General features: G+C 64.5%; 19 protein-coding genes. 7 read left to right on the top strand and 12 right to left on the bottom strand.

What is annotated here, in order from left to right; translation table 11 throughout:
* Nucleotides 1–53 precede the first annotated feature (53 nt).
* From rng to nadD, 7 genes are read right to left on the bottom strand one after another with little or no spacing between them, the layout of a single operon-like run.
* Entirely contained in the window at nucleotides 54–1,544 is a 1,491-nt protein-coding gene (gene rng / locus Q0C23_RS02525) for a ribonuclease G (RefSeq protein ID WP_291510807.1), read from the bottom strand.
* Nucleotides 1,537–2,151, bottom strand: a complete 615-nt coding sequence (locus Q0C23_RS02530; protein ID WP_291510808.1) for a nucleoside triphosphate pyrophosphatase — start codon at nucleotides 2,149–2,151, stop codon at nucleotides 1,537–1,539. The genes rng and Q0C23_RS02530 overlap by 8 nt, the downstream gene beginning before the upstream one ends.
* The gene (locus Q0C23_RS02535; protein ID WP_291510809.1) at nucleotides 2,138–3,028 is read right to left on the bottom strand and encodes a hypothetical protein; all 891 of its coding nucleotides are present in this window, start codon (nucleotides 3,026–3,028) and stop codon (nucleotides 2,138–2,140) included. Before Q0C23_RS02535 ends, Q0C23_RS02530 begins: the two co-directional genes overlap by 14 nt.
* A complete protein-coding gene (locus Q0C23_RS02540) occupies nucleotides 3,025–3,456 on the bottom strand; it encodes a hypothetical protein (RefSeq protein ID WP_291510810.1) in 432 nt (143 codons plus the stop codon). Before Q0C23_RS02540 ends, Q0C23_RS02535 begins: the two co-directional genes overlap by 4 nt.
* A 7-nt stretch (nucleotides 3,457–3,463) precedes the next feature.
* Nucleotides 3,464–3,937 carry a 23S rRNA (pseudouridine(1915)-N(3))-methyltransferase RlmH gene (gene rlmH / locus Q0C23_RS02545; RefSeq protein ID WP_291510811.1) on the bottom strand — a complete coding sequence of 158 codons (474 nt, stop codon included), beginning with the start codon at nucleotides 3,935–3,937 and terminating at the stop codon, nucleotides 3,464–3,466.
* Nucleotides 3,938–3,943: 6 nt separating this feature from the next.
* Nucleotides 3,944–4,297: a ribosome silencing factor gene (rsfS, locus tag Q0C23_RS02550; protein WP_291510812.1), complete on the bottom strand. Its 354-nt coding sequence runs from the start codon at nucleotides 4,295–4,297 to the stop codon at nucleotides 3,944–3,946.
* A gap of 16 nt (nucleotides 4,298–4,313) precedes the next feature.
* Nucleotides 4,314–4,958 (bottom strand): nicotinate-nucleotide adenylyltransferase, encoded by a 645-nt coding sequence (gene nadD, locus Q0C23_RS02555; protein WP_291510813.1) that lies wholly within the window; start codon nucleotides 4,956–4,958, stop codon nucleotides 4,314–4,316.
* Nucleotides 4,959–5,148: 190 nt separating this feature from the next.
* Between nadD and Q0C23_RS02560 the strand changes: the two genes are divergently transcribed.
* The 4 genes from Q0C23_RS02560 to Q0C23_RS02575 all read left to right on the top strand — a co-directional run bounded on the left by Q0C23_RS02560 (nucleotide 5,149) and on the right by Q0C23_RS02575 (nucleotide 8,902).
* Nucleotides 5,149–6,384: a carbohydrate porin gene (locus tag Q0C23_RS02560; protein WP_291510814.1), complete on the top strand. Its 1,236-nt coding sequence runs from the start codon at nucleotides 5,149–5,151 to the stop codon at nucleotides 6,382–6,384.
* Nucleotides 6,385–6,452: 68 nt separating this feature from the next.
* Nucleotides 6,453–7,391 carry a zinc ABC transporter substrate-binding protein gene (locus Q0C23_RS02565; protein WP_291510815.1) on the top strand — a complete coding sequence of 313 codons (939 nt, stop codon included), beginning with the start codon at nucleotides 6,453–6,455 and terminating at the stop codon, nucleotides 7,389–7,391.
* Nucleotides 7,392–7,426: 35 nt separating this feature from the next.
* The gene (locus tag Q0C23_RS02570; RefSeq protein ID WP_291510816.1) at nucleotides 7,427–8,374 is read left to right on the top strand and encodes a lysophospholipid acyltransferase family protein; all 948 of its coding nucleotides are present in this window, start codon (nucleotides 7,427–7,429) and stop codon (nucleotides 8,372–8,374) included.
* An 84-nt stretch (nucleotides 8,375–8,458) separates the two neighbouring features.
* Entirely contained in the window at nucleotides 8,459–8,902 is a 444-nt protein-coding gene (locus tag Q0C23_RS02575) for an Hsp20/alpha crystallin family protein (protein ID WP_291510817.1), read from the top strand.
* Nucleotides 8,903–8,965: 63 nt separating this feature from the next.
* Here the strand turns inward: Q0C23_RS02575 and mnmE are convergent, their stop codons facing one another.
* The 5 genes from mnmE to rpmH are packed head-to-tail and all read right to left on the bottom strand — an operon-like array spanning nucleotide 8,966 to nucleotide 12,646.
* Entirely contained in the window at nucleotides 8,966–10,315 is a 1,350-nt protein-coding gene (gene mnmE, locus Q0C23_RS02580) for a tRNA uridine-5-carboxymethylaminomethyl(34) synthesis GTPase MnmE (protein ID WP_291510818.1), read from the bottom strand.
* 12 nt (nucleotides 10,316–10,327) lie between these two features.
* Nucleotides 10,328–11,938: a membrane protein insertase YidC gene (gene yidC / locus Q0C23_RS02585; protein ID WP_291510819.1), complete on the bottom strand. Its 1,611-nt coding sequence runs from the start codon at nucleotides 11,936–11,938 to the stop codon at nucleotides 10,328–10,330.
* 14 nt (nucleotides 11,939–11,952) lie between these two features.
* On the bottom strand, nucleotides 11,953–12,171 hold the full coding sequence (gene yidD, locus Q0C23_RS02590) for a membrane protein insertion efficiency factor YidD (protein WP_291510820.1): 219 nt from the start codon (nucleotides 12,169–12,171) through the stop codon (nucleotides 11,953–11,955).
* Nucleotides 12,171–12,515, bottom strand: a complete 345-nt coding sequence (gene rnpA, locus Q0C23_RS02595) for a ribonuclease P protein component (protein ID WP_291510821.1) — start codon at nucleotides 12,513–12,515, stop codon at nucleotides 12,171–12,173. Before rnpA ends, yidD begins: the two co-directional genes overlap by 1 nt.
* Nucleotides 12,512–12,646 carry a 50S ribosomal protein L34 gene (gene rpmH, locus Q0C23_RS02600; protein WP_004869469.1) on the bottom strand — a complete coding sequence of 45 codons (135 nt, stop codon included), beginning with the start codon at nucleotides 12,644–12,646 and terminating at the stop codon, nucleotides 12,512–12,514. Before rpmH ends, rnpA begins: the two co-directional genes overlap by 4 nt.
* A gap of 176 nt (nucleotides 12,647–12,822) precedes the next feature.
* Here rpmH and Q0C23_RS02605 point away from each other — a divergent pair, with 176 nt between their 5' ends.
* From Q0C23_RS02605 to mlaD, 3 genes are read left to right on the top strand one after another with little or no spacing between them, the layout of a single operon-like run.
* Nucleotides 12,823–13,647: an ABC transporter ATP-binding protein gene (locus Q0C23_RS02605; protein WP_291510822.1), complete on the top strand. Its 825-nt coding sequence runs from the start codon at nucleotides 12,823–12,825 to the stop codon at nucleotides 13,645–13,647.
* A complete protein-coding gene (mlaE, locus tag Q0C23_RS02610; RefSeq protein WP_291510823.1) occupies nucleotides 13,644–14,426 on the top strand; it encodes a lipid asymmetry maintenance ABC transporter permease subunit MlaE in 783 nt (260 codons plus the stop codon). The genes Q0C23_RS02605 and mlaE overlap by 4 nt, the downstream gene beginning before the upstream one ends.
* A gap of 14 nt (nucleotides 14,427–14,440) precedes the next feature.
* Nucleotides 14,441–14,956: an outer membrane lipid asymmetry maintenance protein MlaD gene (gene mlaD / locus Q0C23_RS02615; RefSeq protein WP_291510824.1), complete on the top strand. Its 516-nt coding sequence runs from the start codon at nucleotides 14,441–14,443 to the stop codon at nucleotides 14,954–14,956.
* Nucleotides 14,957–14,959: the final 3 nt, after the last annotated feature.

The raw sequence follows: 14,959 nt of genomic DNA on the forward strand, positions 1-14,959 counted from the left end.
CTACAGAGCGACAGAAAAGCGGCGCTGGCCGGGGCGCTTCGCGCAAAGACCATCTACATCAGGATGATATCGTACTGTTCCTGGGTGTAGGTCTGCTCCGCCTGAACCCGGATCGGGCGACCGATGAACTCCTCCAGAGCCGCCAGGCTCGTGCTCTCCTCGTCCAGCAGCTTGTCGGCTACCTTTGTCGAGGCCAGGACGACGAAACGTTCGGCGGGGTAGGCCCGAGTCTCGCGGACGATCTCCCGCAGGATTTCGTAACAGATGGTCTCGGCGGTTTTCATGAATCCGCGTCCGTGGCAGTAGGGACAGGGTTCGCATAGGATCTGGCGCAGGCTCTCGCGGGTGCGTTTGCGGGTCATCTCCACCAGACCCAGAGCCGAAATCTGGGTGATGCTGCAGCGCGTGTGGTCGCTCTGCAAGGCCTTTTCCAGAGCGCGGTGCACCCGCCGCTTGTGCTCCTCATCCTCCATGTCGATGAAATCGATGATGATCATGCCGCCGATGTTACGCAGACGCAGCTGCCGGGCGATAGCCGCTGCCGCTTCCAGGTTGGTCTTGAGGATGGTTTCCTCTTGATTGCGGCGACCGACGAAAGCGCCGGTATTGACGTCTACCGTGGTCAGCGCCTCTGTCTGATCGATGATGAGGTAGGCTCCGGATTTCAGGGTGACACGGCTTTGTAGGGCGCGCTCGATCTCGTCTTCCACATTGTAGAGGTCAAACAGCGGTCGATCGCCGGCGTAGTGTTCGATACGTTCCACCACCTCCGGAATCACCTCGGCGCAGAACTGGCGGGCAGCCTCATAGGTCTCTCGGCTGTCGATGCGTACGCGCTGAATGTCGTCGGACATGACATCGCGCATGACCCGCAGGGCGAGGTTGAGATCCTGATGGATCAGCTGGGGAGCCCGCGCGCCGGCGATCTGCTCGTGGATGCTCTGCCATAGCCGTCCCAGGAAATCGAGGTCACTGGCAAAATCCTCGGCCTCGGTTCCCTCGGCCAGGGTCCGGATGATATAGCCGCCGTCTTCATCCGCGGGGATCATCGCCTTGAGGATGCCCTTCAGGCGTTCCCGCTCCTCCGGGTTCTCGATCCGACTGGACACCCCGAGGCGTGGCACGTAGGGCATGTAGACCAGATAGCGGCCCGGCAGGGTGATACGGGTGGATAGCCGCGCCCCCTTGCTGCCGACGGGATCCTTGATGACCTGCACGACCACCTCCTGCCCCTCGTGCAGGAGCGTGGCGACACTGCGCACCTCGTGGCTCACATCGACCCGGGTCTCGAGATCGGCATCGCCGTTGTCCATCTCCTCGTCCTGGATATCGCCTGCATGCAGAAAGGCCGTACGCTCGAGGCCGATATCGATGAAGGCCGCCTGCATCCCGGGCAGTACCCGCCGCACCACGCCCTTGTAGATATTTCCGACCAGGCCCCGATGGCTACTGCGTTCGATCTGGACCTCCTGGAGTACCCCGTTGTCCACCAAGGCGACACGGATCTCCTGAGGGGTGACGTTGATCAACAGCTCTTCACTCATGTCGATCTCGCAAGAAGGGGGGTGACAGACCGACGGCACGCAACAGCGTCGCCGTTTCGTAGAGGGGCAGACCCATGACGCCGCTGTAGGACCCGCGCAGACTCTGTACAAAGCTGGCGCCCAGACCCTGAATACCGTAACCACCGGCCTTGTCCCATGGCTCGCCACTGGCCCAGTAGGCTGCCGCCTCGGCACGGCTGAGCGGACGCAGCAGGACGGCGCTGCGGCTCAGGCCGCGGTACCAACGTTGGCCGTCGTATATGGCCACCGCCGTCAGCACCCGATGCCAACGCCCCCCGAGAGCCGCGTACATGCGCTGCGCCTCGGCAAAATCCCGCGGTTTACCGAAGATTTGTTCACCCTGGACCACCACGGTGTCGGCGGCCAGGACGATGCCTTCCGGAAGCGCGTGCCAGACCGCCAGGGCTTTGTCCCGAGCGAGGCGGCGGACCAAGGTCTGCGGTCCTTCCGTGGGGTGTGGGGTTTCGTCTACGGCGGCCGCCCGCACCCGCGGCGCGTAACCCAGCTGACGCAGCAGCTCAAGACGCCGCGGTGAGGCCGAGGCGAGGGTCAGAGCGGGCGTGCCGGAAGCGTCAGGGCTGGGCACCAAGCCCCACGAGCAGCAGTTCTGCCATTCCCGCCGGTACCCCGGAACCACTGGCCAGAGCCAGTCGCTGATCGGGGATACCGTTCTGACGCAGGGCACGTAGAATGCTCTCGGCCTGGCGCGTGGCGGTGTTGGTCCCCTCCGGCTGGGGCGACACCCGCACCAGGATCTCACTGGCGCTGCTCTGACGCAGGCTGTTGGCCACCGAACGCAGACGCTGCAGGCCATTGGCAGTCAGCTGATGACTGGAAGGCACGAAGAGCTGGGCCACGGGCATCCGCAGGCGTACCCCCTCCTTGCCGGTGCTGATCTGGGCATATTGGCTGAGACCGGCGGGGATCCCCGGCACCGCGACGCTGGGACTGGGCACCGCGCCTGGGGCTGCGGGTGCCTGCTTGGACAGTTCCTCCAGCCGCTGCTGCTCCTGTCGTAGGGTCTGCTTCTGCTGCTGGATTTCCTGTTGCAGGCGTTCGCTCTGGGCACCGGTCGCGGTCTGCTGCGCCAGCTGCTGGCGCAGGCGCGCGTATTCATCCTGGAGATGCTGGCTCTGGCTCTGCAGGTCCTGCAATTGCCGTCGCAGCGAGGCGAGACGCTGGCTTTGCTGAGCGTTGTCCCGTTCGATCCGGATACCTTCCAGCTGTGCTGCGAAGATGGCCCGATCCACGGCAAAAAGTGCCGGATTGACCTGATCGCTGGTCATCTGCTGCAAGGTCGAACGCATTGGCGCCAGCCGATCCGCCGGCACCTGCTGCTGCTCCAACTGCTGGAGCGCGCGCAGATCGCTCTGCAATTCTTGGGTCGTACGAATGTCGGCGCGGGCCAGAAGCGGGCAGACGATGAGGGCCGCGCCCAGAGTCAAGGTACCGAGAACTTTCATGGTGTGGTATCCCCCAACTGCTTGCGGGTGGCCGCGACCTTTTGCTGCAGTTCCGCCACGCGCTGCTGCTCCTGACGAATCTGACTCTTGAGCTGAGCCTCCTCGGCGCGGCCGGGAGCGCCGTTGAGGCGCGCCTGGACGTTGTCCAGGAGCAGTTTGGCCAGCTGCGTCTGGCGATCGGCATAGAGATAGTCGCCGCGAGCATCGGCAGCACGGGCTGCCGCCAGTGCCCGCTGGGCGGGCACCAGCTCCGCTGCCTTGACCTGTGGGGACAAGGAGAAGATATGCGCCCGTCCCTCCTGCACCGCGATGGCATTGTCCGTCACCTGCGCCGGCGTGGGGCTCACCATCTGGGCGCAGGCGGCAAGGGTCAGCAGGCTCGCCATGAGGGCGCCGCGTCCCATTAGGCCTAGCGTTGAGATCTTCACCACAGCATCACTCCTTTGCACCTCGATGATAGGGAAGCCCTGCCTGAATGCTCCAGGCCCGGTACCACTGCTCGGCCAGAACGACGCGCACCACCGGATGCGCGAGGGTGAGCGGCGACAGCGACCAACGCCAGGTGGGTGCGAGCTGTGGGTCCAGGCCGTCGGGCCCGCCTATCCAGAATACCAGATCCTGTCCCCGCTCGAGCCAGTCGACCTGGCGCCTGGCCAGATCCTCACTGCTGAGGGCGCGGCCGCACACATCGAGGGCAATCACCTCGGCACCGCGGGGAGTCGCCGCTTGCAGCCGACGACCTTCCTCCGCCCGCCAGCGCTCAACGCTCCCTCCCGGCCGGCGTGTCGCCAAGGGCAGGGACTGCCACACTGGCCGCAATGGTGGCGGAATTCTTGCCGTGTACTCCACTACCGCCATCTCTACCCAGCCCGGCATGCGGGTACCCAGCGCCAGAATGCGTACCTGCACCGACGCCTAGCGTCCGTCCTGCTCTCGCGTCCGCGGCAGCTCGCCCCAGAGGCGCTCCAACTGGTAAAAGTCGCGGGTCTCGGGGCGCATGAGGTGAACCACGACATCCCCCAGATCTACCAGCAGCCAGTCGCCGCCGGCCCCGCCCTCGGTGCCGAGCGGTCTTATTCCTCGCTCCCGCAGCGCATCGACCACGGCCTCGGACAAGGCCCGCAACTGACGGTCCGAATTGCCGGAGGCGATGACCAGGTAATCGGTGATGTCGGTCTGGCACCGGACATCGATGGTCTCTATGGACTGACCCTTGTGCTCATCCAGGGCGTGTACGGCAAGATCACGAACTTCTTCAGCGCTTGGCAATGGCCAGAATCCTCATTCAGGAGCTGCAATAGAGCCTTTCCGCCACAATATATTCCAAGACGGCTTCGGGCAACAGAAAAGCGGGGCTCCGTCCGGCCGCAAGCAGACTGCGGATGCGGGTGGCCGATATCTCCAGGGCCGTGACATTCAAAAAGGCAATCTTGCCCGCCGGCTCCGCGCGTAATGCCGCGAGGTCGTCACAGCGACGCTGGTACAGGGCCTGGCGCAGTGCCTCCGGCAACTCGGCAGCCGGCCACCCCGGCCGACCCGTGACGACGAGGTGGGCGAGATCGAGGATCTGCTCCCACGCGCGCCAAGTGTCGAAGCGCAGGAAGGCATCCATGCCGATCACCATGGACAGTGAGGCCGCCCCATGCTCCTCGCGCAGGTGACGCAGGGTATCGACGGTGTAGGAGGGGCCCTCCCGCTCTACCTCGAAGCTGCACACTGCAAGCTGCGGGTATCGCCGTACCGCGCGCCGCACCATCTCCAAACGGTGGCGCGCCGGCGCCCAGGGGCTCTGACGGTGCGGCGGGTGACCGGCCGGGATCAGCAGGGCCCTGGGCAAGCCCAAGGCTTCCCGAACCTCTTCCAGAGCGCGCAGATGCCCATAGTGCACCGGATCGAATGTGCCGCCGAGGATGACCAGGTCATGCTTCATGCGGGCACTATAGTCCATGGTCCGAGTGAGTGGAAAGTGGGTCTGGCAAGCCACCGTGAGAGTCCCGCCACCGCGACTTTGACAAATGCAACCTAGTTGCATAATTTCTCGCCATCCACAGAGCTTGACCCCACCGATCATTATCGTTAATGATAATGATACGCGTTTACATTTAACGAAGAGGAAATCCATGCGTCGTACAGTCATCTCTGCGCTGCTGAGCATTATGGTCGCTTCCAAGGCTTTCGCCTTCACCCCGGCCGAGCAGGGTCAAGGCCCGGTGGCAAAGGTCCCGGGTATCCCTGCCAGCTTCCTGCCCGCCTACAATCGACTGGCCGATGGCTGGTCCTGGGCCGGCCACCTGGACACCGAGAGCTACAGCAACCTCGCCGGTGGCCAGGCGCGGGGAACTACGGCCAATCTGCTGGGACAGTTGGGCGGGCGTCTGGACACCGGCCGCGCCGGTCTCTGGACTGGGGGACAGTTCACGCTCACCGGCCTTGGGATTTTGGCCGGTGCCGATCCCGAGGGCTACAGCGCCGCGCTGCAGTCGCCGAGCAATATCTATGCGCCGTCGCGGCTGCATCTATACCAACTGAGCTTTCGCCAGCAAATCGGGGCGGGCGTCCAGCTGCGGCTGGGCTACGACGACATCAACCACTACTTTGATGTCGTCGGCAATGCCGAGAACCTATTGAACAGTGCCTTCGGCTTCACGCCGACCATCACGGAAAATGTCCCCGGCAACGGCAGCTATCCCTACAGCGCCTTAGGCGCTCTGATCGGCCTGCACGGGGACCATTGGGGGACGAAACTCGGGATCTTCCAGGGAGACGCTCAGCACCAGTTCACGCACACCTTTGCCCGTGGCTATCTCGCTCTGTGGGAGGGTGGGCTGCGCTGGGGATCGGCGAGCGGTGCATCGGAGGGGGAGGAGGGAGACGATGGTGCTGCCTACGTGCTGAAACTGGGGGCCTGGCATTATCGGCAACCGCATCCCGAGCTTCCGGAGCTTAGCCCCAGCACCTCAGGCGTCTATACGGTGTGGGAGGCGCGCCGGGATCTGACCCAGGGCCGCCGCCTGGGACTGTTTCTGCAGGGGGCGGCGGCGCCACAGACCATCAATCGCATACCCTGGCAGCTGGCTCTGGGTCTACGTCTACAGCAGCCCTTTCCCGGTCGGTCCGGCGATAGCCTCAGTCTCGGCGTGACTCGCTCCTGGCTGCGCAGCGCGGTGCTGCGAGGGGACGAGGACCTTCCCGCCGGGCCCATCCATCCCGCCGAAACGGCCTATGAGCTTACCTACGTGGCCCAGTTGCGTCCCTATCTCAGTGTCCAGCCGGATATCCAGTTCATCCACAGACCTCAGGGGGTCTATCCCGATGCCACCGCCGCCCTGCTGCGCGTGCACCTGGAGTTCTTCTGAGAGTCTCCCTTGACAGAATGTCGTCTGCACTCATAATGCAACCTGATTGCACCTACAGGAGTCATGTCATGGTCCTCCGCCGCCTCGTCCCTCCCCTCCTGCACCCGCTGCGTGTTTCAGGGATACTGTCTTGGCTGGGTCTGGCGCTGTGTCTGGGATGCGCCAGCCCGGCCCTTGCGCAAGCCATCCCCGCCGTCGGCGCCGAAAACGAATACGCCGATGTCATCGCCCAGATCGGCGGCCCTTACGTGCAGGTACGCGCCATCGAAAGCAATCCCAACACGGATCCCCACAGCTTCGAGGCCAGCCCGGCGGTGGCCCGTGAACTGGCCGAAGCGCGCCTGGTAGTGCGCAATGGGCTGGGCTATGACGATTGGGCGCGGAAGATTCTGGCGGCCAATCCAATGCGTGAACGTCGCGTGATCGTGGTGCAGGATCTGCTGGGTTTACCGCGCAATACGCCCAACCCGCACCTTTGGTACCGACCCGAAACCATGCCCAAGGTGGCTCAGGCAGTGGCTCAGGCGCTGGCCCAGCTCGACCCAGCTCACGCCGCCTACTTTGCCGCGCGGGTCCAGGATTTCGATCGGTCCTTGCAGCCCTGGTTCCAGGCCATCGCTCAGTTCAAGGCCCGCTATAAGGGCACCCCCGTGGCCGTCACCGAACCGGTGGCCGACTACCTTCTCGAAGCAGCGGGCTGCCGCATCGAGACGCCTTGGGCCCTGCAGGCGGCCATCATGAACGGCACCGATCCGGCACCCCAGGACGTCAGTTACCAGAACCGGCTGCTGGATCGGCACCAGGTCAAGGTGTTTCTGTACAATCAGCAGGTGACGGATCCCCTCACCCGCTCCTTTCTGGATCGCGCCCGCCAACACGGCATCCCCGTGGTGGGCGTCTACGAGACCATGCCGGAGGGCTACCATTACCAGACCTGGATGTTGGCCGAGACCAAGGCCCTGATGGCCGCTGTGGCCCAGGGTCGATCCACTACGGTACTGCACTGAGTCTGTCGGAGGCGTCCGGAGCGCGTGGACTGGCCTTGGACTTTTGTCATAATGCCGTCATGGAAGCCTCCTCACCTGCGCCTTCACCCAGCCTCGTCCAACGCTTTACCGCGGGCGCCGCTGTCGCACTGATGCGGCTGTCCGCGCGCTTGCCACGGCGGGCGCGCCTCGGTCTGGCGCATGGACTCGGCGACCTTGCGCGCCTGCTGGTGCCACGGGCGCGTCGGGTCGCCCGTCGCAATCTGGAGATAGCCTTTCCGGAGTATTCGAAAGCGCAACAGCGGCGCCTCCTGCGCGCGCATTTTCACGCCCTGGGCGAAGCCCTCCTCGAACTGGGCCCTCTCTGGCTGTGGCCCCTGCCGCGGGCTCTGGCGCTCATCCGCGAGGTGCGCGGGGGCGCGGCCGTGGATGCCGCCATCGCCGAGGGCCGCGGGGTCGTGCTGTTCACGGCCCACCTGGGTTCCTGGGAGGCGGCGGTGCAGTACATCGGCCAGCGCTGGCCCGTGACGGTGCTCTACATGGCCACCCGAAACCCGCTTATCAACGAGCGTCTGGTGTCCGGTCGATCCCGCAGTGGCGCCCGGCTGGTGGCCAAGGAGGGTGGTATCCGGCCACTGCTCCAGGCTCTGCAGCGCGGCGAGGCTGTCGGCATCCTGCCGGACCAGAACGTAGACCCGCGCGAGGGCGTGTTTGCACCTTTCTTCGGCCGCCCTGCCTGTACCACGCCCCTGCTGGGACGTCTGGCCGAGAGACGACGCAGTGCCGTCTTCGGTCTCTTTGCCTACCGTCTGGAGCAGGGCGAGGGATTCCGTCTCGAGATCACGCCCATGCCCGAGGATTTTCCCAGTGGCAACGCCGAGAACGATGCAGCAGTCATGAACGCCGCGCTGGAGCACGCCATCCGTCAGGCACCTGCCCAGTACTGGTGGGTGCATCGGCGCTACAAGGACCCCGCCCCCAGCTGGGATTATCCCTACGACTGACGCTGTCGCCCGCCCCTTGAAAAGCCTCTGAGCCATCCCCAACTACCGGGTGCGGTTGGTTTTTTTCAGGAAAGGAGACGCGCTATGAGTGAAGAAAGCAAAGTGGTAGCCCCCGCGAGGGTGACGGACCCCGTGGAGCAGCTTTTCGATGCCATGCTGCCCGGATTCTTCCGGCCGGTGAATCTGCCCTCGGGAATGGCCCGCCCCAACGTGGCGTATATTGATGTCATCGACCGTGACAACGAAATCGTCATCAAGGCGGAGGTGGCGGGCGTGGACAAGGATCATCTGGATATCCAGGTCCATGGTAACCAGGTCTATATCAGCGGCAACAAGACCGAAGAAGTGGAAAAGGGTGAGGGCAAGTACATCTACCGGGAGCGGCGCTACGGAGAATTCTCCCGTACCATCCAGCTACCGGTGGATGTGGATGCCACCCAGACCCGCGCGGTCTACAAGGATGGCGTGCTGGAGCTGACGCTGCCCAAGGCGGAATCGGCCAAGCGGCGTCGCATCACCGTCGAGTAAGGCTCAGCAGGCACCCTGCAGGCCCGGACGCCATATACCGGGGCGTCCGGGCCTTTGTCGTGCTCACTTGCCGATACAGAACTGGGAGAAGATCTCCCCCAGAATTTCTTCCACGTCTATGGCTCCGGTAACGCGGCCAAGACTCGCGGCAGCGGTCCGCAGGTGCTCGGCGCAGAGCTCCTCGTTACCCTGGGCCAGTGCCGCCTCGGCATCGGCCATGGCAGCACGGCAGTGCTCGAGGGCGTGCACGTGGCGGCTGCGAACACTGAAGGGCGCCGCCTCGCTGGCGCCCAGACAGAGCTGCAGCTCCTCACGCAGCTTATCGAGGCCCTGACCGGTGCGTGCGGACAACACTATTTGGCGATGGATAGTGGGCAGCATAGGCTCCTCGGCCACCAGGTCCCCCTTGTTCCAGACGACAGTCAGCCGTTGCGGGTCCAGCTCTGCCAGGATGCGGGCATCGTCATCGCACCAGCCCTCGGCGGCATCCACCACCAGCAGTACCCATTGGCTGCTGGCGACGGCGGCGCGGCTGCGGCGGATCCCTTCGCGCTCCACTGGATCGATGCTCTCCTGCAGCCCTGCAGTATCCACGAGCTCCACCGTCAGGTTGCCGATCTGCAGCTCCTCGCGGACGAGGTCTCGGGTGGTACCAGCGATGGCCGTGACGATGGCGCTGTCCCGCTGGGCCAGGGCATTGAGCAGGGACGATTTACCGACATTGGGGCGGCCGATGAGGGCGACCCGGGCACCGCGGGCGAGGCGGGCGCCTTGGCGCGCCTGCCGCAACAGGGACTCGAGACCTTGCTGCCCCTCGGCCAGAGCCTGCATCAGAGCCTGGCGATGGGAGGTCCCGAGGTCCTCTTCACTAAAGTCGAGACCCGCCTCACACAGCGCCAGCACTTGCAGGATGGCGCGGCGCAGGTCCGTGACCCGCTCGGAAAAGCGCCCCTCGAGACTTGCCAGAGCGGCACGTGCCTGGTGCTCGCTCTGGGCGTGAATGAGATCCGCCAGACCCTCTGCCTGGGCCAGATCCATACGGCCATTGAGAAAGGCGCGCTCGCTGAACTCTCCCGGGCGGGCGTCGCGGGCTCCCAAGCGCCGAGCGCTCTGCTGCAGGAGCTGCAGAACCAGGGGACTGCCGTGGCCGTGCAGCTCAACGACGTCTTCTCCGGTAAAACTGTGGGGGCCCGGGAAATAGAGGACGAGGCCTTGATCCAGGGCAGCACCGTGCTCGTCGTAAAAACGCTGCAGATAGGCCCGCCGCGGCTCCCAAGGACGCTGCCGACGGCAGATTGATCGGGCGATGGCGAGCGCCTCGGGGCCGGACAGGCGCAGGATACCCACCCCGGCAACACCCGCGGCCGTGGCCGGGGCAACGATGGTGTCCCCCAGACGGTAGTCCAGGGCCATGGCCGCCTCCTCTTAGGCTTCCTTCATCACGTGGCGAGTGATGAGGTACTGCTGGGCGATGGAGACCACGTTATTGGTCAGCCAGTAAAGCACCAAGCCCGCCGGAAAGAAGGAGAAGAAAATCGCGAAGATCACCGGCAGTGCCGAGAGAATCTTCTTCTGCATGGGGTCCATGGGCGCCGGGTTGAGACGCTGCTGGATGAACATGGACACCCCCATGAGCAGAGGCAGGATATAGTAGGGATCGGGCGCCGCCAGATCGTGTATCCAGAGTACGAAAGGCGCCATGCGCAGCGACACGCTCTCCACGAGCACCCAGTAGAGGGCGATGAAGACCGGCATCTGAATGACGATGGGCAGACAGCCAGCCATGGGATTGACCTTCTCGCTGCGGTACAGCTCCATCATGGCCGCACCCATTTTCTGGCGATCCTCACCGTGCAGCTTCTTGATCTGCTCGAGCTTCGGCTGCAGCTTGCGCATGTTGGCCATGGAACGATAGCTGATGGCAGAGGGGTAGAAGAAGAGAATCTTTACCGCCAGCACCAGCAGCACGATGGCCAGACCCCAGTTACCGGTCCAGCTGTGGAACCAGCTCAGGACTCCGTGCATGGGCTCGGCGATGATGGCGAACCAGCCGTAGTCCACGGTCTGCTCCAGGCCACGGCCCAAAGCCGTGAGGGTTTTCTGCTCCTTGGGACCGAGATAGAGATCCTGCTCGATGGTCGTACTCTGCCCAGGTGCAAGGCGCGGCAGAGGCAGGGCTACGCCGGCGACGGAGTCCGGCCCAACGGAGCGGGCATAGATCTGGCCGGTGGCCCTGGGGTCGGGAAGGATGGCCTGCAGAAAATAATGATCGGTCATCCCGGCCCAGCCGGAGCCGCTCCACTCCTCGGGATGGCTGCGCAGATCCGAGAAGGATTTCTCTGAAAAGCTGCCGTTGTGCATGAGCACTGCGCCCGTGAAGATGGACATGAACCAGTGGCTCTCGCTACGGTCGTTGCGGAGGATCTGATCGAGGTAGCTGCCGTTCCAGTCGGTGCTGCCGCCATTGGTGACGCGGATGGTCTCGTGGATGAGGTAGCTGTCCGGAGCGAACTCCAGGGTCTTTTCCACGCGCAGGGGGCCCGCTTCGCCCTGCAGGATCAGCGCGTGGCCGGTATCCTGGAGCAGGCGGTAGCGTCCCTGCAGGACCTGCCCGTCGAGACTGCGAAAACCGCTCTGCTGCAGCGTGAGGCGGCTGCTCTCGGGCGTCAGGATCGGATAGGGTGCGCTATCGCTGCTGCTGGTGGGGTAGCGCTTGAGGCCGAGGTGGACGATATCGCCACCCACGAGACTGACCGAGCCTTGATACACGCGAGTTGCAAAGGAAACCGTCGGTGCCGCGGCAAGCTGCGCCGGACCTGCCAGGCCGATCACCGTGCTGCTGGCCACGGCCGTCGCCGCCGCGCTGGAGGCGGGGGGCACAGTGGCGGCAGGGCGCGGCGCCGCTTGGGCGGTCGCACTCTGTGCGGCGGCGGTGGGCGATCCGGGATGGGAGGGCTTGGGCGCCATCCACTGCTCGTATAGTACGAGGACGATGACGGAGAGCACGACGGCAAGGAGGGTTCGTTGCGTATCCATGGGGCTCCACGGCTTCAGGGAACGGGGTCGAAGCCACCCGGATGCCAGGGGTGACAACGACCAAGACGTTTGATGCCCATCCACGAACCCTTCAGCAGTCCGTAACGGGCGATAGCCTCACAAGCGTACTCGGAACAGCTGGGGTGGTAGCGGCAGTTGTTACCCAGAAAGGGGCTCAGCAGCAGCTGGTAGGCACGGATGAGCAGGATGGCTCCCCGTCGTAACCAGACCATCAGGGGCGCAACACCGCATCGACCCGCATCGCCAGAACCTGATAGGAGCACTGCGCACATGCCGGCCTCGCTACCAGCATGAGGTCCTTGGCCTGATCGCGCCAGAGAGACTGGCGAAAGGCTTCGCGCAGACGCCGCTTGACGCGGTTGCGCTGGACTGCGTTACCGACCTTGCGGCTGACCGCCAGCCCTAGGCGTGCGTGGCCCTCACCGTTACTAAGGACATAGCAGGCGAGCTCCGGAAAGCTGCGCTTACGTCCCTCGCTGAGGGCGCGCCGGATCTCCGCCTTGTGCCGCAAACGCCAGCGGCGTCCAAAGTCCTGGGGCCGCGCCTTGGGGGTCACGGGCAGAGACGGGCACGACCCTTGGCACGCCGGCGCTTCAGCACCAGACGGCCAGCCTTGGTCGCCATACGGGCGCGGAAGCCGTGGGTGCGCTTGCGGTGAACGACGCTGGGTTGAAAAGTACGCTTCATGGGACTTTATCCTGGTTCTCTCAAGAGCCGAGAAGATAAGGAGATGCTCCTGAGATGTCAAGCCAGAAGCGGGCCCCTCGCCCCGACCGCGGCAGCCCCTCCCCGCCCCTGACCGTTAGCCACCGCTTTCCTCCTCGGGCTATAATGCCGACATCTAATACGGAACGGTAAGGAATGTGGCGGCAAGCGATCTCATAGAAATAGAACAGCTGCGCTTTTCCCGGGGCAGCCATCGCGTCCTGGACGGTGTCGACCTGCGTGTCCGCCAGGGCGCAGTGGTAGCGGTCCTGGGTGCGAGCGGTGGCGGCAAGACGACACTGCTCAACCTCATGGCCGGCACCCTGCGTCCCGACGCCGGCAGCATTCGCGTGCAGGGCCGGGAGCCGGCAAAGCTCCGTCGCAGCGAACTCTTCGCCCTGCGTCGGAGCATGGGGATGCTCTTTCAGCATAGCGCCCTGTTCACGGACCTGTCGGTTTTCGAGAATGTCGCCTTTCCCTTGCGCCGGCATTTCCGCCTGCCCGAAACCCTGTTGCGCAAGCTGGTGCTGATGAAGCTCGAGGCCGTTGGTCTGCGCGGCGCCGCCACGCTCCGGCCCGGAGAGCTGTCGGGCGGCATGGGCCGGCGCGTGGCGCTGGCTCGGGCGGTGGTCATGGATCCCATCCTCATCTTCTACGACGAGCCCTTCACAGGCCTCGACCCCATCAGCGTCGGTATCATTGCCACCCTCATCCGCCGCCTCAACGACGCCCTGGGCGCCACCAGCATCGTCGTCAGCCACGATGTCGGCGAGACTTTCAGCATTGCCGACTACGGCTTCATCCTGGCCGGTGGCAAGATCATCGCCCAGGGGACTCCCGCAGAGCTGCGCGCCAGCGAGTCGCCACTGGCCCAGCAGTTCCTGGGCGGACGACCGGACGGACCCGTGCCCTTCCACTACCCCAGCGCGCAGAGCTTTCTGGAGGCCATGGGCCTGAAACGATGGGAGGCAGGACGATCGTGAGCGCTTTGGACTTCATCCCCGAGCTCGGCCACAGAGTGCGTGAAAGCGTGCCGAGGCTGGGTGCTGCCACCCGCTTTCTGGTCCTTGGCCTCGGTCGCCCGTTCCATCGCCACTTCAGCATCCAGCAATGGTTGCGGCAGGTCTACGGTTTTGGAGTGCTGTCTCTCGCTCTGATGGTGGTGGCGGCCTTTTTCACCGGCATGGTGCTGGGCTTTCAGGGCTACTACGCCCTGGTGCGCTTTGGCGCCACCTCCGCCCTGGGAACCCTGGTCGCCCTGTCTCTGCTGCGGGAGCTCGGTCCAGTGCTGACGGCGCTCCTTTTCGCCGGGCGCGCCGGCTCCGCCCTGACGGCGGAAATTGCCACCATGAAGGCGACGGAGCAGCTCTCGGCCATGGAGATGATGGCCGTCGACCCGCTGGCCTGGGTGGTTGCGCCGCGGCTGTGGGCAGCGGTGTTCACTGTGCCCATCCTCTGCGTGATCTTCGATCTCGTGGGCATTTTCGGTGGCTATCTCATCGCCGTGCCGGTACTGGGCGTCGACAGCGGGACTTTTTGGTCGCAGATGCAGTCCAATGTGTCCTTCCGTGGCGATATACTCAATGGCCTGTTCAAGGCTCTGTGTTTTGGCCTGGTGGTAGCCTGGATCGCCGCCTGGCAAGGTTACAGCGCCCAGCCCACGGCTGAAGGTGTGGGCAATGCCACCACCCGCAGCGTGGTAGCGGCGTCCCTGGCGGTGCTGGGCTTGGATTTCATTTTGACGGCCTTACTCTTTTCATGACAGGTGACCGTTCGATGAGCAATCGTGCAGTGGACTGGTGGGTGGGGATCTTCGTCCTGCTCGGAATCGCCGCGCTGGCGGTGTTGGCCTTTCGCGTCGGCAACCTATCGGGTTTCCAGTACGGCCAAGGCTATATCCTGCATGCGGATTTCAATAACGTCGGGAGCCTCAAGGTCCGCAGCCCCGTCAAGCTGGGCGGGGTGACCGTCGGTGAGGTGACGGGGATCCGCATCGACCCCAAAACCTTCCAGGCCGAGGTGAGCATGCGCATCGATCCTCAGCTCAAGCTGCCGGTGGATACCGGTGCCTCCATCTACACCCAGGGCCTGCTGGGCGAGCAATACATCGCCATCCAGCCGGGTGGTATGCCCCAGGACCTCAAGCCCGGCGGCACCATCACCCTGACCCAGAGCGCTGTGAACATCGATCAGCTCATCGGGCAGATGGTCTTCAGCAAGGCGGAAGGTGGAAGCGGTGGTTCAAGCTCTGGCTCCAGCGCCAATGCCATTCCCAACCCCCCAGGACAGTGACCT

Origin of the sequence: Acidithiobacillus sp., from assembly GCF_023256195.1 — a bacterium.
Taxonomy (GTDB): domain Bacteria; phylum Pseudomonadota; class Gammaproteobacteria; order Acidithiobacillales; family Acidithiobacillaceae; genus Acidithiobacillus_A.